Here is a 21,234-nt window from a genome sequence, read left to right as displayed (position 1 = left end):
GGAGCAGAGATATATGTCCTATAAAAAACTCTTCGAGCAGTGGAATAATGTAAATGAAATGGAAGCTGTATGGAAGGACGACCTCAAGCTTTTAGCAAATGATGAAAAAAGACAAGAGGATGCTTTTTATCGTGATTTAGAATTTGGTACTGGTGGAATGAGGGGAGAAATAGGAGCTGGAACGAACCGTATAAATAATTATACGGTTCGCAAGGCTACTACTGGTTTAGTGGAATACATAAAAGTGGCTGGGACAGAGGCAATGAATCGCGGTGTAGTGATTGCCTATGACAGTCGAAGATTTTCACCCGAATTTGCCAAGGAAGCAGCTCGAACACTAGCTGCTGGAGGGGTAAAGGCCTATGTATATACGGAGCCTAGAACAACCCCGCAGCTATCTTTTTCGGTTAGAGAGCTAAATGCCTATATGGGAATTGTAATTACAGCGAGTCATAATCCACCAGAATATAACGGTTACAAGGTATATGGACAAGACGGTGCACAATTAAATTTATTGGATGCAGATTCGGTAATAGAATATGTAAAAAAAGCAGGAGATGCACTATCTATTAAAAATGATGAAGTCAATGAGGAGCTCATCGTTTATTTAGACGAAAGCATAGATGCTTCTTACATAGATGCTCTAAAAACTGTCCAAGAGAATTCAACTCTTGCTCAAAAAACAGATTTAAAGGTAGTCTTTACTCCCTTACATGGTGCTTCTGGGGAGACAGTCCAGCGAATTTTAAGCGAAGCAGGCTATCAGCATATCTTTTATGTGAATGAACAAATGGAACCAAATGGAGAATTTCCAACCGTTGTTTCTCCTAACCCGGAAGAGAAAAGTGCATTTGAATATGCTATTCAATATGGTGAAAAGCATGGTGCAGATTTACTGATTGCTGTAGATCCTGACGGAGACAGAGTGGGAGCAGCGGTTAAGACTGATAGTGGCTATAAGCTTCTAACAGGCAACCAAACCGGTGCTATCTTAATAGAATACTTATTGATGATGCGCAAGGAAAAAGGGACGATGCCTGCAAACGGTCGAGTGTTTAAAACGATAGTTACATCCGATTTAGGCAGAGTAATCGCTGAGTACTACGGAGCAAGTACAGAGGACGTGTTAACTGGCTTCAAATTTATCGGAGAGAAAATTAAAAACTATGAGGAAACGAAGGAATTTGAATTTCTATTTGGCTATGAAGAGAGCTATGGCTATTTAGTGAAGGACTTCGCACGAGACAAGGATGCTGTACAAAGTGTATTGGTATTAGTTGAAGCAGCTGCCTACTATAAACAGCAAGGGCTGACATTAGTAGATGTCTTAAACAATCTTTATGAAAGACATGGCTATTATCTAGAAGGCTTAGTGTCAGTTACAAAAAAAGGGGTAAGCGGTGCAAAGGCAATTGCTAATCTACTGGAGCAAATAAGGGTGAACCCTATAAAGGAAATTGCAGGTATAGAGGTGTTGTCTCAAGAAGATTATTTATCATCTATAAGAACATTTACAGACGGCAGAGAGCAAGAACAGATTTTATTGCCATCTTCTAATGTTTTGAAATACTTTTTGGCGGATGGTTCCTGGGTTTGTGTACGACCTAGCGGTACTGAGCCTAAAGTAAAATATTATTTTGGGGTAATAAGTGAATCTGCAGAGGAAAGTAAGCAAAAGCTTGAAGCGATTAAAGAATCATTTTCGAGTAATTTAAATCAATATTTAGAGTAGAGACAAGGCGCTGAATTATTTCATTCAGTGCCTTTTTTTAGCAAACAAATTATTTAAAGCTATTAATAAAATACTTTACACTTTGACTATTTGATTAACAAGTGATGGTTGATTTCCGCTCTAGGCGGACGCTTTCCGTGGGGTGAGCGATAAGCCATCACCGTCGCTTGCGCGTCGTTTGTGATGTCTTATCTGTCTCACTCATCCCACCGGAGTCGCCGCCTGCCGCTCCAATCATAAGTTTTGTAGTAGGTATATAGATCCGATTATTTAAAGCTATTAATAAAATACTTTTCACTTTGATTATTTGATTAACAAGTGATGGCTGATTTCCGCTCTCGGTGGACGATTTCCGTGGGGTGAGCGATAAGCCATCACCGTCGCTTGCGCGTTGTTTTGTGATGTCTTATCTGGTCTCACTCGTCCCACCGGAGTCGCCGCCTGCCGCTTCTATCAAATGTTAAGTAGTTAATGAGAAAGTCATTAGGAGATGAATTTAACTCCAGAATTTATCTTTTTAAAAGATATTAAGGCGACAGGTAGATTTTTCATAGAATAGATTGTTATATTTGCCAAACGAAATATCATCTTCTCCGACCTGTTTAGTATTCTGCTTATGTCTTACCAGTTGCTTGTTGGGAGGTATAGTTGCTCGCTCTATTCTTATTTTCAGTCAAAAGTATGATGCTTCTATTATTTATAGGTAGACCTTTTCCATGATAAGATGAATATAACAGGTAGGTTAGATGGAGGAATTGAAATGCAATCGAAGGAACTTTCCAATATAGAGCTGTTGAAGGAAATAGCAGAACTTTTAAATGAAGAGACAGAAATGGAACAAATGCTACAGGGAGCACTTCGAAAGTTATTGGAGGGTACCATTTTTGAGACCGGCTGGATTTTTTTTATTGGAGAAAAAGGAAAGCAGGAGTTAATTGCTCATGAAAATCTCCCGAATACTTTAGAACAAAATAACTGTCGTCACCTACAAAGGGGTGGCTGTTGGTGTGTTTCTAGATTTCGAAATGGGGAGTTGAAAAAAGCCTCTAATATAATCGAATGTCAACGGATTGAAAATGCTAATAAAACTAAAGAGGTTATTGAAGAAGAGATTACACATCATGCTACGGTTCCTTTACAATCTGGACAGGAACGCTTTGGACTATTAAATGTTGCTACAGCCAATACAGTCCGCTTTGAGGATGGGGAGTTAGCTCTATTAGAATCGGTCGCCTTTCAAATAGGCTCAGCGATTAAACGAATTTTGCTGACAAAGCAGGAGCAACAGGTAGCTCTAGTGCAAGAAAGAAATAGATTAGCTCGAGATTTACATGATTCTGTAAACCAATTGCTTTTTTCGGTAACCTTGACTGCTCGTGGTGGTATAGAAATGACAGAACAGCCTGAAGTAAAGGGAACGTTTAAAGAGATTCAATATTTAACCCAGGAAGCATTAACTGAAATGCGTGCACTTATTTGGCAGCTCCGCCCGAGGGGATTAGAAACTGGAATAATAGAAGGGTTAAAGGGCTATGGAGACATATTGGGTTTAACCCTAAATATTCAAGTGAAGGGGGTTATCAACCTCCCAGCAAAAATTGAGGAAACATTATTTCGAATTGCCCAAGAAGCATTAAATAATATTCGTAAACATTCAGGGGTGTTAAAAGCGGAAATTTATGTGACGGTTACCTCTACAGATGTTTTATTGGTCGTAAAGGATGAGGGATGCGGATTCCATATGAAAGATTTAAGAATGCTTCCTTCTATTGGATTACAAAGCATGAAGGATCGCGCAAACTCTGTCAGTGGCACAGTGGACTGGGTGACTGAAGCAAACAAAGGGACAGAAATTTTAGTCCGATTACCTTATTAGGGGGGATAAAGATGATCAGAGTATTAATAGCTGATGACCATCACGTAGTTAGACGAGGATTAATGTTCTTTTTGAAAACACAAAAAGATATGGATATAGTAGGGGAAGCAACTAATGGAAAAGAAGCTGTAGAACTGACAGAAACGTTGAAGCCGGACATAATTTTAATGGATCTAGTTATGCCGGAAATGGATGGCATTCAAGCTACCAAAAGAATTAAAGTAAAGTATCCTTCTATTCAAATACTAATGCTAACAAGTTTTTCTGACAGGGATCATGTGATACCAGCTTTAAAAGCAGGAGCATCAGGATATCAGCTAAAGGATATCGAGCCGGACGATTTAGCAGAGGCTATTAGGAAATTAATGCGTGGTGAAAACACTATCCACCCAGAGGCAACTAGTCAAATGGAAAAAGAAAATGAGCCAAGAGAAGTGCTGCCGCATGAGGAATATCCTCTAACTCCAAGGGAACAGGATGTGCTAGCCGAGCTAACAAAAGGTAAAAGTAACCGTGAGATTGCTTCTTCGTTGTTTGTGACTGAGAAAACAGTAAAAACCCATATTTCCAATATTTTTGCAAAGCTACAGGTCCAAGACCGTACTCAGGCTGCATTATATGCAGTTAAGCATGGTTTGACTGAGTCAAGTGGTCAATGAGAGGACAATTTCCAAAGAATATGTTATGAGAAGAAAGGAGTGCTGTAATTATCACAGCACTCCTTTTAACTATTAATTTTTTTCTATCGTTAATAGTAATTATGAAATTGATTCAGACTACAGGCTCGACCCGTGCACCAGGAGAACACCGACTATGTAGTAGAAAAGAGTACCAGAGATTTACTAACAGGTAAATTTCTGGTACTCTTGAATTTATAAGGCAGGTTTTGTCCCAGCCTCTATTTTATGGTGTATTATTTATTCTTCTATGGATTCTTCTTGCTCCTCTTGTTCATCAGGAGCTTTTACAACTTCTAAGTATTGAATATGATGTCCGTCGATTTCTTTGACAGTAAATTCGTACCCCTGTTCCAGGAGCTTTTCACCACTTACAGCATCGTAGCTTTTTGTCATAAACCACCCACCAATAGTATCAATATCTTCTTCATCGATATTAATATTGAGTAAGTCATTTAAACTTTCAATTAACATTTTAGCGTCAATTATATAATGGTTTTCTGCAACCTTCTGAACCTCAGGTAGCTCATCTGTGTCAAACTCATCGCGGATATCACCTACGATTTCCTCAATGATATCTTCAATCGTGACAAGACCAGAAGTACCGCCGTATTCATCCATTAAGATGGCCATATGAATACGTTCACGTTGGATTTTAAGTAATAAATCAGCGATAGGCATGTTTTCAATCACTCGAATAATTGGTTGCATATAGTCTGCTACTGGAGTAGAGGCATTTGCAGGATCACGTATGAAGGCAGTTAAAAGATTTTTCATATTAACTAGTCCAATGATATGGTCCTTGTCTCCGTCAGTTACAGGATATCTTGTAAATTGTTCGACGCCTACTACTTCAAATACTTCACTAAGAGTTAAATCCTTATCAATAGAAGTAATTTCAGTTCTAGGTACCATAATTTCCTTCGCTATGCGATCATCAAATTCAAAGATTTTATTTACATACTTATATTCTGCTTGATTGATTTCTCCACCTTTAAAACTATCGGAAAGAATCATACGCAATTCTTCCTCTGAATGGGCTACTTCTGATTCTGAAACAGGCTCTAATCCAAACACCTTGGTTGCTAAGAAACGTGCAGATCCATTCATTCCATGGATTACAGGATACATAACTTTATCAAAGATGACTAGAGGCTTGGCAACTGCCAATGTAATCTGTTCAGATCGTTGTATAGCAAATGTTTTAGGGGTTAATTCTCCAACTACTACATGTATGAATGTTACTAATGAGAATGCAATGATAAATGAAAGTATGGAAGAAACACTTTCAGGAAGCTCAAAATACTCAAATGCTGGATGTAATATTCTTTCTATAGTAGGCTCTCCCAACCACCCTAATCCTAATGCGGTGATGGTAATACCAAGCTGACAAGCAGATAGGTATTCATCCAAATTAGAAACAACCTTCTTAGCATTTATAGCTTTCTTGTTTCCCTCAGCTAAAAGCTGATCGATTCTTGTTGTTCTTACTTTTACTATTGCGAATTCACTTGCAACGAAAAATGCAGTGAGTGCGATTAAGACAGCAAATGCTGTCAACCGTATGGCTATGTCCAAATAATTACTTTGTCCCTAACCCAAATGAGGGGTAGAACAAAGTGTACACCTCCTGTTTTCTAAAAAATAGTTTCTAGGTTTAATAATAAAATATATAAAAAGAAATTACAAATCTTTATTCTTTATGTTGAAACTTTATTATCCCATCTGTAATCTTGAAGTGTATATTTCCTATTACATGAATAATTTTTTAGGCTGGGGAGGAGTGTAAAAAACAATGAAAAAGTATATTGAAATAGCAAAGACTTCAACAAAGCTAGGACTTACATCTTTCGGAGGTCCGGCAGCTCATCTTGGATATTTTCGGGAAGAATATGTGCTGAAAAGAAAATGGCTTGACGAGAAGCTGTATGCAGATATTGTAGCAGTTTGTCAGTTCCTGCCTGGGCCCGCATCCTCTCAAGTGGGCATAGCCATCGGAATTATGCGAGGTGGTCTAATTGGAGGAATCGTTTCTTTTTTAGGTTTTACGTTACCTTCTGTCCTATTGCTTGTACTATTTTCTGCACTTCTATCTTCTACTGGCTCATTCGATAGTGGTTGGTTACAGGGCTTGAAAATTGTTGCTGTTACTATTGTTGCCCATGCTTTAATTGGAATGCAAAAGTCACTGGCACCAGATCGTATAAGAATTTCTATTGCAATATCATGTGCCATCTTAACTTTACTTATCCCAACTATAGTAGGACAATTTAGCATTCTAATTGGGGCAGGGGTGTTTGGGTATATATGTTTTCGCTCAGATAGTAATGAGACTGATACAAATATAGTGCTTCCGTTTGGAAAAAGAACTAGCATATTTGCTTGGCTATTGTTTTTTGGGCTTCTTATTTTTCTGCCATTGCTAAAACCTTTTACCCATTCTGTTTATTATTCTATTTTTGACACTTATTATCGTGTAGGCTCTTTAGTGTTTGGGGGAGGGCATGTCGTCCTTCCTATGCTTCAACGAGAAGTTGAGCTTTCTCCTGATGTGTTTTTGGCTGGATATGGGGCAGCACAGGCAGTACCCGGACCATTGTTTACAATCGCTAGTTTCCTTGGACATGCAACTGCCGGAATTCCAGGTGCCTTGTTGGCAACCTTCGCTATTTTTTTACCATCGTTTCTTTTGGTAATCGGGATTTTGCCTTTTTGGTCGATTATACGGAACAAAAAAGGGATTCAAAATGCGTTAAAAGGTATAAATGCGGGGGTTGTTGGAATTCTTCTGGCTGCATTATATGATCCAGTTTTTACAAGTGCTGTAAAGGAAACATCTGATTTTATAATTGTATTGATCACTATTACTCTATTAGTAATTTATAAATGGGCTCCATATAAGGTAGTAATTTTAAGTGCATTTTTAGGGTTTGTTTTTCATATTATTTAACAGAGTTAAGATTCTTGTGCACGAGTGCCTACTGCTTAATATCCTGAAAAGATGGACTATACTTTATTAGCATGAATGATTTTAATTGTCTATTTTTTCGAAATGTATTGACAACGAAACTTTTATTGAGATAATATTAAGTGACACTAAATAATTTTGAAATGGAGGTATGAATAATGATTCGTTTAAAAGATATCGCAAATAATTTTATAGCTTGTTCATACCTACCATTTGACGCTAAATGACTGTTTAATAGCATAATATTACTATGTCTATTTTAAAGTGCATTACCGTATCATGGGTAATGCACTTTTTTTGTGTCTATTATTTCCAAATTTTGGTGTATAAAATGAGGAGGGAGTGTTGAATATGATTATTCAACGAGCAAAGCAAATCTTAATAAAGGAATCTCTTGAAGGTGGATAGCCGAAAAATGTAAAGGAAAGAAAAGAGGGACAAACGAATGTTTTCAGTATTATTTAAGTTAAAGTGGTTTTTTAAAGATCATTGGAAAAGATACACAGTCGCTGTCGGTGTGCTAATCATTGCGAGTGCATTTGAAATTTTGCCTCCTTGGCTAGTAGGAAGAGCGATTGATACGATTACGCTAGGCAATATGAATAGTGACTTATTATTGAAATATGTAATTTATTTTGTAGGCATCATTATTGTTGGATATATCTTGAATTATGTTTGGCAGTATCAATTATTTGGTGGTTCTATTTCTATTGAGCGTATTTTACGCACTAAGTTGAATCGCAAGTTTTTAAGCATGACACCGACATTTTACGAGAAAAATCGTACAGGTGACTTAATGGCCCGTGCTACAAATGATTTAAATGCAGTAGCAACTACAGCCGGCTTTGGAATTATGACCTTAATAGATTCGACAATGTACATGGCAGCACTTATCTTAGCAATGGGTTTTCTTATTTCATGGAAGCTTACTTTTTTTGCGCTATTACCTATACCAATTCTTGCACTTATAATGCAATATTTAGGTAAGATTATCCATGAAAAGTATATGATTGCACAGGATGCATTTGGTGATTTAAATGACCGTGTGTTAGAGTCTATCGCTGGTGTAAGAGTAATTCGTGCGTACGTCCAAGAACGTGCCGATGAGAAGAACTTTGCTGACATGAGTGAAGAGGTTTACCAAAAAAACATGGTAGTAGAGCGCATTGATGCATTGTTCGGACCAATCACTAAGGTAGGTACGGGGATTAGTTATGTAGTTGCACTTGGATATGGTGCTTATTTAGTCTCTAAGGGTGAAATGACAGTAGGAAATCTAATCACCTTTAACGTATATCTTGGTATGGCTATTTGGCCAATGTTTGCTATCGGTGAACTGATAAATGTTATGCAAAGAGGAAATGCCTCGCTTGATCGAGTACAGGAAACGTTGGACTATGACGCGGATGTCAAGGACCCAACTGCTCCAGTCAAACTAAAAGATGTTACGTCTATCGGTTTTGATGAGGTGGGCTTTCAATACCCATTGTCTCAGGTGAAAAATTTAGAAAATATCCGTGTGAACCTACAAAGAGGTCAAACGCTTGGAATTGTTGGTAAAACAGGCTCGGGGAAAACCACCTTTATGAAGCAACTATTAAAGGAATATCCAATAGGAGCTGGTCAACTGACTATTGGGGATATTCCTATTTCAGAGCAAACAAAGGATCAGGTGTTAGATTGGATTGGATATGTCCCTCAGGATCATGTTTTGTTCTCCAGAACGATACGTCAAAATATTCTTCTAGGGAAAGAAAATGCTTCAGAGGAAGAGCTAGAGGAAGCAATTCGTTTAGCACACTTCCAGCAGGATTTAATGAATCTTCCAATGGGATTAGAGACTTTGGTTGGAGAAAAAGGGGTTTCCTTATCAGGTGGACAGAAGCAAAGGGTATCGATTGCCCGTGCACTTATTAAAAATCCAGAGATTCTTCTATTAGATGATTCACTCTCAGCAGTGGATGCTAAAACAGAAGCGAAAATTATTGAAAATATACAAAATGAACGTAGTGGGAAGACAACAATTATTACGACGCATCGTTTGTCAGGCATTCAGCATGCCGACCAAATCATCGTTTTAGATGAAGGAATCATTGTAGAACAAGGTACACATGAGGAACTTCTGAAGCAAAATGGTTGGTACAAGGAACAATATGATCGTCAACAGCTTGAGGGGGTGTCGTCATGAGTACAGGAAAACGACTCTACCATTATGCGTTATTTTATAAAAAACCAATTGTTCTTGGTTTAATCTTTCTAACTATCGCTGTAATTGCTGACTTAACAGGACCTTTTATCGCAAAAAAAATCCTTGATGATCACATTACATCGGGTGCTATCGAACTAGAGCCGATTCTAATGCTCCTAGCAGTATTCTTCGGCTTAAGTATCGTCACAGCAATTTTTAGATATTTTATGTTCATTAACTTGCAGGTTGGAGCGAATCGCGTTGTTCAGAAGCTTCGTAATGATGTTTTTCAGCACATTCAAACTTTACCTATACAGTATTTTGATAACTTGCCTGCAGGTAAGGTAGTAGCTCGTGTGACGAATGATACGGAAGCCATTCGCAATCTTTATGTCCAGGTACTATCACAGTTTGCTACCAGTATTATTTCTATTACTGGAGTTTATATAGCAATGTTCATATTAGATGTAAAAATGGCAGCAATCGCATTGTTTGTTGTACCAATAGTTTATATATGGATGCTTGCTTATCGAAAATATGCATCCCAGTACAATCATATTGTTCGAACAAAGATTGCAGATATGAACGCTATGTTAAATGAATCAATTCAAGGCATGTCCATCATTCAAGCCTTTAAACGAGAGAAGCAAATGGATCGTGAGTTTGAGGAGATGAATGAAGAGCATTACAATTATCAGCGTAAGCTCTTAAAACTGGATTCTGCTACATCCTTTAATTTGGTCCAGGTTCTACGGTCTATCATGTTCGCTCTATTTATTTTGGTGTTTGGGAGCCAGTCAATGGAACCTGGTGCAATCGTATCTGCCGGTTTACTTTATGCATTCGTAGATTATACGACTAGGTTATTTAATCCGATTACAGGAATAGTAAATCAGTTTGCACAACTAGAGCGTTCACTTGTGGCTGGAAGCAGAGTATTTGAGCTTTTGGATGAAAACGGTGAAAAAGTAGAAGATAATCGAATGGAACGATATGAAGGAAATGTGGAGTTTCAAAACGTATCCTTTGCCTATAAAGAAAATGATTATGTATTAAAAAACTTGAACTTTGTCGCGAACAAGGGAGAAACAGTTGCCCTAGTAGGGCATACAGGATCGGGAAAAAGCTCTATTATGAATTTGTTATTCCGATTTTATGACCCAACAAAAGGGAAGATTTTAATAGATGGAATAGATATCACTTCACTACCGAGACAGACAATTCGTAATCATATGGGAATTGTATTACAGGACCCATATTTATTCTCAGGTACTATTGAAACAAATGTCAGCTTAAATGACCCAAGTATTTCACGAGAAAAGGTAGAGGCTGCGTTAGAAGCTGTGGGTGGAGAGAGAGTATTAAAAAATCTTGAAAAAGGGCTAGATGAACCGGTAATTGAAAAGGGAAGCACACTATCATCCGGTCAAAGACAGCTTGTATCCTTTGCGAGAGCACTTGCGTTCGACCCCGCTATTCTAATACTAGATGAAGCAACCTCTAATATTGATACTGAAACAGAAGAAATTATCCAGCATGCGATGGATGTATTAAAAAAAGGAAGAACTACCTTCATCATCGCACATAGACTTTCTACTATTAAGAATGCTGACCGTATTTTAGTATTAGATCGTGGTGAAATTGTAGAAAGTGGTACTCATGACGAGCTGCTGCAACTACAAGGTCGTTATGAACAAATGTATAAGCTACAAGCAGGAGTATCTCCTCACGCATAAGGCGAGAGGGGGTATTCCCTTTTTTTAGTGCTATCACGGTGCTCATAAGTAAATGTACGTTTTATTTGATAAACAGCTATGTGAGCCAGGCATCTAAGTCGAACGATAGAACTTATAAAATATTAATATTTTATAGATTGTATTTTTCTAACGTACAACGTATATTTAGTGTATCGAAATAAAATAGATGAGGTCTTAAATATGATTCCTTGGCTTGCAGATTGGAAAAAGAAGATTGCAACGTTTAACCTGAATATCCAAATGTTTATGCTAGCGAATGTACTCATCCAGATTGGAATGGGTGTTTTTTCTGTAATGTACAATTTGTACATAAAAGAGCTTGGTTATCCTGAAACATTAAACGGAAAAATAATTGCAATGACCTCCTTGGCCTCTGCGCTTATGCTAGTCCCTGCTGGATTTTTAAGCGATCGATTTGGAAGAAAGAAAATTATTATTATCGGTGCTGTCGTTGCTTCTTTTACGTTGTTTTATCGAAGTTTAATGATTGGGGAGCAGTCTTTAATCTATGCAGCTTTTTTCACCGGCCTTTTTATGGCACTCGTCCAAGTATCAGGAGTTCCTTTTTTGGCGGAGAACTCCAAAGCGAGTGAGCGGATGCATCTCTTTAGCATTCATTTTTCTCTTATGACGGTAGCTGGTGTTATCGGAAGTCTTGGTGGAGGGATTATGGCAGATATGCTCCATACTTTTGGAGATATTTCAGTTGTCAATTCCATTAAATACGTGTTAATTTTAGGGGCTGTTATATTCACACTTGGTCTCTTGCCACTCCTACGATTACAGACAGTGAAAGAAAAGGAAATGGCTGCTGACCTGGTAGCGGATAGCAAAGAAGGGCCAAGTGGCTTTCGTAAAAATTTAAAGATAATCATATTGTTTGGCTTTGCCAATCTACTAATTGGTACCGGCTCTGGATTGGTTATCCCGTATTTAAATTTATATTTTTCTAATCGTTTTGGAGCATCCAATTCGTATATAGGTCTTATTTTGTCGTTAGGTTCTGCTATGACTGCCATAGCTATGTTACTAGGGCCAGCTTTAGTCAAACGGGTGGGTAAGGTAAAGGCATTAGTTATCTTTCAACTGTTATCTATTCCCTTCTTATTTATAACTGGCTACACTAATTCTCTTGTGATTGCTTCTATTGCCTTTCTCATGCGCCAAGCGCTTATGAATGCTGGAAATCCTATACAGAGCGCAATAGCGATGGATTTGGTCCAGGATAAATATAAAGGTCTGGCGAATTCGGTAAACCAAATGGTCTTTAATGTTGGGTGGGCCAGCACAGGGGCAATTTCAACAGGATTAGTGATGACCTTTGGATTCTATTGGGGCTATGCCTATACATTTACAATTACAGGCATTTTGTATTTAATCGCCTCCACTTATTTTTTTATTGTATTTGGAAGAAAAAAACTAGATAGTACATAAAATAAAACAACCTATGGAAATTTCCAATAGGTTGTTTATTCTTTTTATTTTAATGAGGCATTGTTAAAGGTGAGGGAGGCAGCTCTTCGCTCGAACGTTATTTTGTAGAAATATAAAAAGCCCCTGAGCGCAAATTGTATGCGAGTCAAGAGCATATTTATAGTTATTATGCTTTAACTAGTATTCCGCCTTCTTTTAGGTATTTTTGAATTCCTTCAGATGCACGATACGAAAGAGCACCAAGTGTGCCAGTTGGATTGAAGCAACTATTATGTGGGAATGCAGATGAACCTACCACAAATACGTTTTCAGCTTCCCACATTTGTAGATATGTGTTAAGAGCAGATGTTGCTGGGTCAGCACCCATAATAACACCGCCTGTGTTATGTGTATTGGTATCTTTGTTTACGTTAAATGGAGCTTGTTCTTCACTTGTATCAATAATATCTGCACCAATTTCTTCTGCAATTTTGCGCGTGATTGTTGACATGTATTTACCCATCGCACGATCATTATCTGTATACTCATATGTCATACGTAGTAATGGATATCCAAATTCGTCTTTAAATTCTGGGTCGAGATCCAGATAATTTTCTTTATGTGGTAAAGAAGCACCTTGTGTTTTAACTGGGAAGTTCGAGTTAGCGTATTTAATAGATTTTTCTTTAAACTCCGCACCCCAGGTTGGTGTTCCAGCAGGTACACGGTTTACTGCAATTGGACGGTCCCCATATTGTGTTGAACGAATGCCAGCACCGTGTATGAAGTCCACTTCAGAATGGTCAAAGTTATCACCCATATATTCAGCAATCTCCATGCCTAATGCTCCGGCACCACCGTATAGATTAAACTCTCTGTCCTCAAAGAATAGCTGAGAACCTCCAGCTGTTATTTGATAACAGTAGTTTTTACCAATTGTTCCTTTACCTGTTTTTGGATCATAAGGAGTACCTAGACCAGAATTTAGAAGTAAACGAGCATTGTTGAATACATAACTTGCAACTACAACTACATCGGCAGGCTGTTCAAATTTTTCTCCCGTTAGCATATCAACGTAAATAACTCCGGTTGCTTTGCCACCATTATTGGTTAATTCTAAGACATTGGAATGTGTACGAAGTTCTAGCTTACCTGTTTGTTTTGCAACCGGAATCACTGTTACAGCAGGGTCACCTTTTGCTCCATATTCACATCCAAAGTTTTCACAATATGCACAGTATTGGCATGCGCCACGAGAGATACCATCTGGATTTGTATATGCTTCAGAAAGGTTGGCTGCAGGCATAACAAAAGGTTTGTATCCTAAGCTTGTTGTTGCTTTTTCAAATTCCTTCATTAAAGGTGTTTTCACTAAAGGAGGGGTTGGATATGGATTAGCACGTTTCCCCCATAGTTCTACTGTTTCCCCTGAAATACCAGCCATTTTTTCGAATGTATCATAATATGGTTCCATCTCATCATAAGTTAGACCCCAGTCGCTTAGACCTTCCATCCAAGCAGGAATTTTATCGATTCCGTAACGCTCAATTGTTTTCGTACGAATTTCGAAATCATAGGGTAGGAAGCGATAAGTTTGTCCATTCCAGTGACTACCTGCACCACCAACTCCGTCTCCTACTATGAAAGTACCGTATTGACGCATCGGTAAAGCTTTTCCTGCTAATGTATTACGATAAGTAATCGTTTCTTTTGAAAGATCCTGCATTAGCTCTGTTCGATGTTGGTAACGAAGTTCATCATGTCCCATTATATAATCAGCTGTTGTCCGGTCTTTACCACGTTCTAATCCAACAACACTTATTCCTGCTTTCGTTAGTTCAGCTGAGACGATTCCACCAGCCCATCCCATCCCTACTACTACGACAGGTACCTTAGGTAATTTTGTAACCATTTATATGTCAATCCCTTCAATTATTAATGTCCCATATGAGAATTTAAACTTTGTGGTTCAAGTTCGATAAATTTGTCATCTTGTATTTCAGCCACGTATTGCATACGAGATCCTGGATACTTACGCATACTCCAGCCCTCCATTTTATTATTACCACCATACATTGGGTCTGCATATACACCCTCAAGAGTTAATGTACGTAGCAAACTGAAAAACTGGGAAGAAGAAACTTTTCCGTATAATTCAACTTTACCTTCACTAAAAGCAAGAAGAACTTCATCTTGTTGAATAGCTTCTAAATCTTTAAAGTCAACTTTATATTGTTCGTTACTATAGGTGTTTAAGCTATTTAAACCAGCTAGGAATAGATCTTTACGAAGAATCTTCGTTTGTGGACCTTGGTTTTCTTCAGCTTTATAAAAAGCACCTAAACGATAATCTTTTACGTTAGAACCCCATGGACCAGCCAATTGGTGATCAATATAAATAGCAGCGTTCAGTTCTTTGGCTCCAGGGCCATTTGCATCTTCAGGGAAAATACGTTCCACAGCTGCTTGAGTAACTTGGTATTGGTTTGGTGTGAAGAACATTAGAGCTACATTTGGATTAGCAGTAGGCGTTGCTGCGTGATTATGAGTTTCAGTAGTTGTTGATTTATCATCTTTTATTAAAAGACTTCCTAAAGCTCCACCTAAAACAACACCACCAACCGTCAAACCAGAATTTTTGATAAACGTACGTCTAGAAGAACGTTTGTCTAAAACGGAATTTTTATTTTCTTGTTCTGACATAATAATACCTCCCATAAATTTATGATTTTTTATTTAACTAATTAAATAAAAAAAGTGCAAAAATTATTCTTCTTTTAATGCACAATAGAGCTCCAATTATAAACAATCGTATGAAGAGCTGAAAAAACAAGTAATGAAGCTATAAAAATAGTGTATTTTCTTCCTGCCCAACAAAAAACAATGATGGCTAAACCAATTCCAGAACCTATTAGGGCAAACCAAGGGAATGGACTATTATAAAAAAAGAGTAAAAGTGCAAAATCAGCTACGAGAAAAAGGGCAAGTAGCACTTGATTGAGCATCCTCAATTCTTCTAAATTGTACTGCGTCATACTTATTCTCCTTTCTTATGCGATAATTAGCACTAATTAAAAAAGATATTTTTGCATACAAAATAAACTTTTTTGTATGCAAAACAACATTATTCATTCTACTACAATCTTTAGTTGTTTGTACACATTAAAAATTATACATATGAGGATATATAATCATTAACTATTTTTGATCATCAAATTGATTGTTAATAAGAAATGTTGAAGAAAAATAAGTTATTCTTAATGACTGAGACAATAAATTAAGTTATTCCAGTAAAGGTCGCATTTCCAGAGTATGGCTCAGCTTTTTTTGCAATGGCCATTTTCTTAGAGGAATAGATAATTTAGAAGAGGTGAAGGTTACTTAAAAACCTTTTAAAGGGGGACTATTGCTTTGGAATATAAAGAAGTGAACTGTGAATATGAATAAGAGATTTTATAGAAAATTATTAAAGGGATTTAGTTTGTTATTTATCGAATTGGTCGGGAAGGGGTTTATTGGCATCCTATGATGTGAATAGGTTACCGTAGAAGAATAGTTCACGGAGAGACATCAACTCTGTAAAAGGAAATGCGATAGAGGTGAATTATCGAGAAAGTACTGCAAATATAACTTGGACGGGCAATGGTACAGTAATGCAACAGACAACATTAGATGTACCAAATGATCAATTTGATTTTAGCAATCAATAACAAGTTACTCAATTAAAGCTCTCTTTTTTCGATGGCCCTTTAGTAAATTAAACAGACTATTTTTATACGAATATTGTCATTAATTCTTATTGATTTTAAGGTATCATTATAAAGATATTTTTCGAAGGACTCGAAACATTAAACTATAATATTTCATTAAGAAGTACAGAATTTTAAAGGGATATTTTGAAGGTAAAGAGCCATTCCATAAAGATAAGCATTTGAATATTATTGTCAAAGACATTTCAAATAATATCTGGCTTTGATAGAGCGATTCAAGCGTTTAAAGTTTGAATCGCTCTAATACTGTCCTTTTCTGCCGATAATCTCCAGTGTGAAATTCATGTCTTTATATAAATGTTTGGTCATGAGTTCACCGGCAAGTTGTTCATTCTTATTCTTAATCGCATTGTAAATTTCTTCATGCTCATCTATTAAATGCGGACGATTATATATATCAAGCTTTAGGCTAAACAAATAGAAAACTGTCTGGGCTTTTTCTAATCTTTCAATCATTAAAGGATTTTGGCATTCATGTATAATTAGTTCATGAAAGCGTTGGTTTGAAGTGTATATTTTTTTTGACTGCCCTTCCATAAGCGAATTACGAGATTGCTTTATGGTGTTCTCGAGTTCTATTAACTTTTCTGTTGTCATATTTTTCGCTGCTCTTTTTGCTGCAAAACTTTCTAGTACAATGCGCATCTCATATATGTATATTAAATCTTGTGCAGTAGGACTATAGATATGTTTATTTTTAATTAAACCTTCTTGCTCTAATCTTTTAATTGCTTCACGAATTGGTGTGCGACTAACACCGATCTCTTCTGCAAGACGTTCTTCTACGAGTTTCATGCCGCCTTTATAAGTACCATCCAGCATACGTTCTTGAATGTACTCATAAGCCAGTTTTTGTGCATTCATTTTGTTGGAAACCATATCTTAACCCCTTGAAATTAATTTAATTAATACACATCTATTATACTTTATAATTTATTTTTTTTGAATAATATTACATCCTCCGGTACAAATTGCTTTTTTAGACTAGCGTTGAGTTACATAAGTATTGCAAGAAGGTGCTTATTTGCTATTTATTGCTTGATGGAGTTTATGTTTTTTTAAATAGATACCTTAACTAGATTAAAGAATCTCCTAATTTTTTCATTTTACTAAAAAACAAATTTTCTGTACAATTTGAAAAATAACATAATTTCATCAGGGTAAAATTTTGGTGTAAAAAGGAGGGATGCGATTTGATTAGATTAGCTGCAGTCAGTTTATAAAAAGCAAATGATCAAATCTTTTACTAGGTTTAAGGCTAAAATAGTTTTGCCCAACGGGATAGTATATAAATTATTTCTGTCACTATGGGTACATGTATATCGCTTTATTCCCCAAAAAATTTTGGAATTCCATCTTAGAAACTTTGCTCATTTACTAAAGAAACGAATATTTAAATTATATTAAAGGGGAATTAGACATGACCACAGTTATTAAAGAAGAATCGGTTAAAAAGAAAAAATTTAGAGAAGCGCCACATCCATTTGTCATTCTGTTTACAGTTGTTATTATTATGGCTGCTTTAACTTACCTCATTCCAGCAGGGCAATACGACCGAGTAGAGGATGCGGATGGTCGGACAATTGTTGTAGATGGTTCTTACCAAACAATTGATTCAAGTCCAGCAGGTTTTTTAGATATATTTAATGCTATACATAAAGGAATGGTTCAAGCTGCTCCAATTATTTTCTTTATTTTTATGGTGGCTGGCTCATTCAATCTATTTAGAGAGTCCAAGGCAATTGAAGGTGCATTTGGTTCCTTGTCTACTAAAATGAAAGGGAAAGAAATGCTAATTATCCCGGTAGTGATGATGTTTTTTGGAGTTGCTGGGGCAGCTGTAGGAATGTTTGAAGAGGCACTTCCCTTTATTATGATTTTAGTACCAATTGCAATAGTTATGGGATTCGATTCAATTGTAGGAGCAGCAATGGTTATTGTTGGCGTATCTGCTGGTTTTACAGCAGCATTCATGAACCCATTTACAATAGGGGTTGCTCAAGGAATTGCAGAGGTTCCAATTTTTTCAGGAATGGGCCCACGTATAGGCTTTTGGGTTGCTTTCATGGCTATATCCATTGGATACGTTATGATTTATGCAAATAAAATTAGGAAAGATCCAACGAAGAGTATTATGTATGAGGAAGACAAAAACAGAAATATTGATATAGAAGCTATGCAACAGGATAAAATTACTAAAACACAGGGAATTATTATAGGGGTTCTAGTGTTAACACTGATAGTTCTGGCATTTGGAGTATTAAAATTTGGATGGTTTATAACGGAGATTTCAGCTTTATTTTTGATAATGGCAATTGTTATAGGTTTAATTAATCGATTGAATTTTAATGAGATTACTAAATCCTTTGTTCGAGGCTGCGAAGAAATAGTAGTAGGGGCATTAGTGGTTGGTTTTGCTTACGGGGCATTAGTCATTTTAAACGATAGTAACACCATTGATACTATCTTATATGGAATTACTAATTTAGTAGAGAAATTTCCTTCAAGCTTAACAGCAATCGGTATGTATATCATGCAGACCGTGTTAAATCTTATTGTTACGTCCGGGAGCGGTCAAGCAGCATTAACTATGCCGATTATGGCGCCTCTTTCTGATTTGTTAGGTGTGAGCAGACAAACTGCAGTATTAGCTTACCAAATGGGAGATGGCATCACGAATATTATCGCACCAACTAGCGGACTTATATTGGCAGCCTTAGCTATGGCTAAGATTTCTTACGGTAAATGGGTTCGCTGGCTATGGCCACTAATTTTGATTCAATTTATAATGGGAGCAATATTTATAACTGTGGCACATATTTTCTTTTGGCCAGCTTGATGTAGTGCGTTTGTTATTTAGGAGGATTAAGAAATGGAAAAAATATTTAATAGATTAGAAGAGATTTATCCTGAGTTAGTTGATTTTCGAAGAGATTTACATATGCATCCAGAGCTTTCTCATGAAGAGGTAGAGACACCAAAAAAAATTGCTGCTTACTTAAGAGAACTAGGGTTAGAGGTTAGAACCGAAGTGGGCGGAAGAGGAGTTTTAGGCTTTTTAAAGGGAGGTAAACCGGGTAAAACTATTGCACTTAGAGCAGACTTTGATGCTCTTCCAATTCAGGACGAAAAAGAAGTAGCATACAAATCGAAGGTACCAGGGGTTATGCACGCATGCGGGCACGATCTTCATACATCTGCTCTTTTAGGTGTAGCAAAGGTACTAAGTGAGCGGAAAGAAGAGGTTCCAGGTACTGTTGTTTTCTTACATCAATTTGCTGAGGAGGTCACCCCAGGCGGCGCCGAATATATGATTAAGGATGGTTGTTTGGATGGTGTGGATGTTATCTATGGAGCACATGTAATGTCATTGCAGCCCTATGGAAAGTTTAGCGTAATAGAGGGGTATGCTTCCTCTGCCCAGGATGATTTTTATATAACTATCCATGGGAAAGGAGGACATGGGGCTTCTCCTCATGAAACAATTGACGCCTTAGTGACAGGGAGCCAGCTAGTAGTAAATTTACAACAAATAGTAAGCCGTAGAGTCGACCCTTTAAAGGCTGCAGCTATCACAGTAGGTTCATTTCAAAGTGGAAGCACTACCAATGTTATTCCCGATACTGCCTTTATCAAAGGTACAGTTAGGACCTATGATGAGGATGTTCGTGTCATGATAGAGCAAAAACTAGAACAGATAGTAAAAAGCACATGCGAGGCTGCTGACGCTACATATGAGTTAAAATATGTGAAGGATTGCCCTTCCATCTACAACGATCCAGCCGAAACAAAACGCGTGGAGAAAGTGGCAGGCTATGTCGTCGGAGAGCAAAACATTATTCCAGGAAAACCGATGAATGGCAGCGAGGATTATGCCTACTATCAACAAAAAATTCCGGGAGCCTATTTTATCATTGGCGGTGGTAACGAGGAACTGAAGGCAACTTACCCACACCATCATCCTAAATTTGATGTGGATGAGCGTGCAATGATAGATATAGGAAAGATGTTTATTGGAATAATTTTCGAACAATCGGACAAAAAATAAATCATATTAAAAGCCTATGCGATAAAAAGCATAGGCTTTTATATAGACCAGAAAGGAAGTCCTAACTTTCCCCTTTTGTATTTCGGAATAGACATAGGTGCTTGTGCTTTTCTTAGTCGTATACGTGGAAGAGCATTAGCTCGTGAATCATTTTTTTTACTGTTTCTTCATCAGATGGTGTCTCACCATTCCACTTAATAGAACCATCTGGCTCGTAGTTTGCTGAATATCTTTTTTGTTTGTAGAAGAAAGAAAGTGACCAGCCAGGTAGTTGTTTGTTTTCATAGAGTGGCTTAAAGCTGAAATGCTGTAACAAAGAAATCATACCTTTCATGTGAGTGAATTTGCGCGCATATACTAGTATAAATGACTAGTGAAGGAGCATCTAATTGTTTATTGAAAAGCTTGAACAAGCAATCAAGAACGAGTACGCTGATTATCATCATTATATGGATATGTATAAGCTGACAGACGATCCGTATTGGAAGGAATTCATCGAGCATGTTTATGAGGATGAAAAAAGCCATTACGAAATGTTTCAACAACTCTATTATATGCTTACAGGGAGTTTTGTTCAAAACTTACAAAAAGTACCCCCATGTACAGAATTAAAATCCTGTGCCAAGCAGTCTGTGAAAGATGAATTGGAAACAGCAGAAGTATATAAGGAAATGCTGCTTCAAATTCCTATTCAACAAGCCTATGCTCCTCTATTTTGCGCTATGCATGATGAGACGGAGCACGCAATCCGATTTTCGATGATGTACAATGCACTCTAATTGTTTTTGTGTTTCATACTCCTCTG

General features: G+C 37.2%; 16 protein-coding genes. 10 read left to right on the top strand and 6 right to left on the bottom strand.

The window, feature by feature from the left end:
* The first annotated feature begins 13 nt into the window (after positions 1 to 13).
* The 3 genes from ACQKNZ_RS15075 (at position 14) to ACQKNZ_RS15065 (ending at position 4,267) form a co-directional block, all read left to right on the top strand.
* Positions 14 to 1,732, top strand: a complete 1,719-nt coding sequence (locus tag ACQKNZ_RS15075) for a phospho-sugar mutase (protein ID WP_427660488.1) — start codon at positions 14 to 16, stop codon at positions 1,730 to 1,732.
* A 760-nt stretch (positions 1,733 to 2,492) separates the two neighbouring features.
* A complete protein-coding gene (locus ACQKNZ_RS15070; protein WP_427660486.1) occupies positions 2,493 to 3,608 on the top strand; it encodes a GAF domain-containing sensor histidine kinase in 1,116 nt (371 codons plus the stop codon).
* Between the two features lie 11 nt (positions 3,609 to 3,619).
* Positions 3,620 to 4,267 carry a response regulator gene (locus ACQKNZ_RS15065; protein WP_154310043.1) on the top strand — a complete coding sequence of 216 codons (648 nt, stop codon included), beginning with the start codon at positions 3,620 to 3,622 and terminating at the stop codon, positions 4,265 to 4,267.
* A 258-nt stretch (positions 4,268 to 4,525) separates the two neighbouring features.
* Here the strand turns inward: ACQKNZ_RS15065 and ACQKNZ_RS15060 are convergent, their stop codons facing one another.
* Complete coding sequence (locus ACQKNZ_RS15060; protein ID WP_154312274.1) at positions 4,526 to 5,845, bottom strand: hemolysin family protein; 1,320 nt, start codon at positions 5,843 to 5,845, stop codon at positions 4,526 to 4,528.
* 235 nt (positions 5,846 to 6,080) lie between these two features.
* Between ACQKNZ_RS15060 and chrA the strand changes: the two genes are divergently transcribed.
* The 4 genes from chrA to ACQKNZ_RS15040 all read left to right on the top strand — a co-directional run bounded on the left by chrA (position 6,081) and on the right by ACQKNZ_RS15040 (position 12,632).
* Positions 6,081 to 7,235, top strand: a complete 1,155-nt coding sequence (gene chrA / locus ACQKNZ_RS15055) for a chromate efflux transporter (protein WP_427660483.1) — start codon at positions 6,081 to 6,083, stop codon at positions 7,233 to 7,235.
* A 463-nt stretch (positions 7,236 to 7,698) separates the two neighbouring features.
* On the top strand, positions 7,699 to 9,441 hold the full coding sequence (locus ACQKNZ_RS15050; RefSeq protein WP_144541731.1) for an ABC transporter ATP-binding protein: 1,743 nt from the start codon (positions 7,699 to 7,701) through the stop codon (positions 9,439 to 9,441).
* On the top strand, positions 9,438 to 11,177 hold the full coding sequence (locus tag ACQKNZ_RS15045; RefSeq protein ID WP_427660481.1) for an ABC transporter ATP-binding protein: 1,740 nt from the start codon (positions 9,438 to 9,440) through the stop codon (positions 11,175 to 11,177). The genes ACQKNZ_RS15050 and ACQKNZ_RS15045 overlap by 4 nt, the downstream gene beginning before the upstream one ends.
* Before the next feature lie 201 nt (positions 11,178 to 11,378).
* Positions 11,379 to 12,632, top strand: coding sequence for an MFS transporter (locus ACQKNZ_RS15040; protein ID WP_427660479.1), 1,254 nt, complete (start codon positions 11,379 to 11,381; stop codon positions 12,630 to 12,632).
* Between the two features lie 166 nt (positions 12,633 to 12,798).
* On the opposite strand, the gene ACQKNZ_RS15035 is transcribed toward ACQKNZ_RS15040, so the two are convergent.
* The 4 genes from ACQKNZ_RS15035 to ACQKNZ_RS15020 form a co-directional block, all read right to left on the bottom strand.
* Positions 12,799 to 14,523, bottom strand: a complete 1,725-nt coding sequence (locus ACQKNZ_RS15035) for a GMC family oxidoreductase (RefSeq protein ID WP_427660477.1) — start codon at positions 14,521 to 14,523, stop codon at positions 12,799 to 12,801.
* A 23-nt stretch (positions 14,524 to 14,546) separates the two neighbouring features.
* Positions 14,547 to 15,314: a gluconate 2-dehydrogenase subunit 3 family protein gene (locus ACQKNZ_RS15030; protein WP_427660475.1), complete on the bottom strand. Its 768-nt coding sequence runs from the start codon at positions 15,312 to 15,314 to the stop codon at positions 14,547 to 14,549.
* A gap of 74 nt (positions 15,315 to 15,388) precedes the next feature.
* The gene (locus tag ACQKNZ_RS15025; protein ID WP_151112998.1) at positions 15,389 to 15,646 is read right to left on the bottom strand and encodes a hypothetical protein; all 258 of its coding nucleotides are present in this window, start codon (positions 15,644 to 15,646) and stop codon (positions 15,389 to 15,391) included.
* 975 nt (positions 15,647 to 16,621) lie between these two features.
* On the bottom strand, positions 16,622 to 17,260 hold the full coding sequence (locus ACQKNZ_RS15020) for a GntR family transcriptional regulator (protein ID WP_144541743.1): 639 nt from the start codon (positions 17,258 to 17,260) through the stop codon (positions 16,622 to 16,624).
* 541 nt (positions 17,261 to 17,801) lie between these two features.
* Between ACQKNZ_RS15020 and ACQKNZ_RS15015 the strand changes: the two genes are divergently transcribed.
* Positions 17,802 to 19,220 carry a YfcC family protein gene (locus ACQKNZ_RS15015; RefSeq protein WP_427660472.1) on the top strand — a complete coding sequence of 473 codons (1,419 nt, stop codon included), beginning with the start codon at positions 17,802 to 17,804 and terminating at the stop codon, positions 19,218 to 19,220.
* 33 nt (positions 19,221 to 19,253) lie between these two features.
* Positions 19,254 to 20,429 carry a M20 metallopeptidase family protein gene (locus ACQKNZ_RS15010; RefSeq protein WP_427660470.1) on the top strand — a complete coding sequence of 392 codons (1,176 nt, stop codon included), beginning with the start codon at positions 19,254 to 19,256 and terminating at the stop codon, positions 20,427 to 20,429.
* 112 nt (positions 20,430 to 20,541) lie between these two features.
* Here the strand turns inward: ACQKNZ_RS15010 and ACQKNZ_RS15005 are convergent, their stop codons facing one another.
* Positions 20,542 to 20,745: a YheE family protein gene (locus tag ACQKNZ_RS15005; protein ID WP_144541784.1), complete on the bottom strand. Its 204-nt coding sequence runs from the start codon at positions 20,743 to 20,745 to the stop codon at positions 20,542 to 20,544.
* A gap of 73 nt (positions 20,746 to 20,818) precedes the next feature.
* Here ACQKNZ_RS15005 and ACQKNZ_RS15000 point away from each other — a divergent pair, with 73 nt between their 5' ends.
* A complete protein-coding gene (locus ACQKNZ_RS15000) occupies positions 20,819 to 21,208 on the top strand; it encodes a ferritin-like domain-containing protein (RefSeq protein ID WP_151113004.1) in 390 nt (129 codons plus the stop codon).
* Positions 21,209 to 21,234 lie beyond the last annotated feature (26 nt).

Source organism: Psychrobacillus sp. NPDC093200 (assembly GCF_050280345.1).
Taxonomy (GTDB): Bacteria; Bacillota; Bacilli; order Bacillales_A; family Planococcaceae; genus Psychrobacillus; species Psychrobacillus faecigallinarum.
Note: the sequence above shows the minus strand (reverse complement) of the source record. Positions and strands in the feature narration are given on the sequence as shown.

Excerpts from the sequence above, each read along its gene's own strand:
- ACQKNZ_RS15075 (WP_427660488.1), top strand. The coding sequence starts at position 14 with ATGTCCTATAAAAAACTCTTCGAGCAGTGGAATAATGTAAATGAAATG.
- ACQKNZ_RS15070 (WP_427660486.1), top strand. The coding sequence starts at position 2,493 with ATGCAATCGAAGGAACTTTCCAATATAGAGCTGTTGAAGGAAATAGCA.
- ACQKNZ_RS15065 (WP_154310043.1), top strand. The coding sequence starts at position 3,620 with ATGATCAGAGTATTAATAGCTGATGACCATCACGTAGTTAGACGAGGA.
- chrA (WP_427660483.1), top strand. The coding sequence starts at position 6,081 with ATGAAAAAGTATATTGAAATAGCAAAGACTTCAACAAAGCTAGGACTT.
- ACQKNZ_RS15050 (WP_144541731.1), top strand. The coding sequence starts at position 7,699 with ATGTTTTCAGTATTATTTAAGTTAAAGTGGTTTTTTAAAGATCATTGG.
- ACQKNZ_RS15045 (WP_427660481.1), top strand. The coding sequence starts at position 9,438 with ATGAGTACAGGAAAACGACTCTACCATTATGCGTTATTTTATAAAAAA.
- ACQKNZ_RS15040 (WP_427660479.1), top strand. The coding sequence starts at position 11,379 with ATGATTCCTTGGCTTGCAGATTGGAAAAAGAAGATTGCAACGTTTAAC.
- ACQKNZ_RS15035 (WP_427660477.1), bottom strand. The coding sequence starts at position 14,523 with ATGGTTACAAAATTACCTAAGGTACCTGTCGTAGTAGTAGGGATGGGA.
- ACQKNZ_RS15030 (WP_427660475.1), bottom strand. The coding sequence starts at position 15,314 with ATGTCAGAACAAGAAAATAAAAATTCCGTTTTAGACAAACGTTCTTCT.
- ACQKNZ_RS15025 (WP_151112998.1), bottom strand. The coding sequence starts at position 15,646 with ATGACGCAGTACAATTTAGAAGAATTGAGGATGCTCAATCAAGTGCTA.
- ACQKNZ_RS15020 (WP_144541743.1), bottom strand. The coding sequence starts at position 17,260 with ATGGTTTCCAACAAAATGAATGCACAAAAACTGGCTTATGAGTACATT.
- ACQKNZ_RS15015 (WP_427660472.1), top strand. The coding sequence starts at position 17,802 with ATGACCACAGTTATTAAAGAAGAATCGGTTAAAAAGAAAAAATTTAGA.
- ACQKNZ_RS15010 (WP_427660470.1), top strand. The coding sequence starts at position 19,254 with ATGGAAAAAATATTTAATAGATTAGAAGAGATTTATCCTGAGTTAGTT.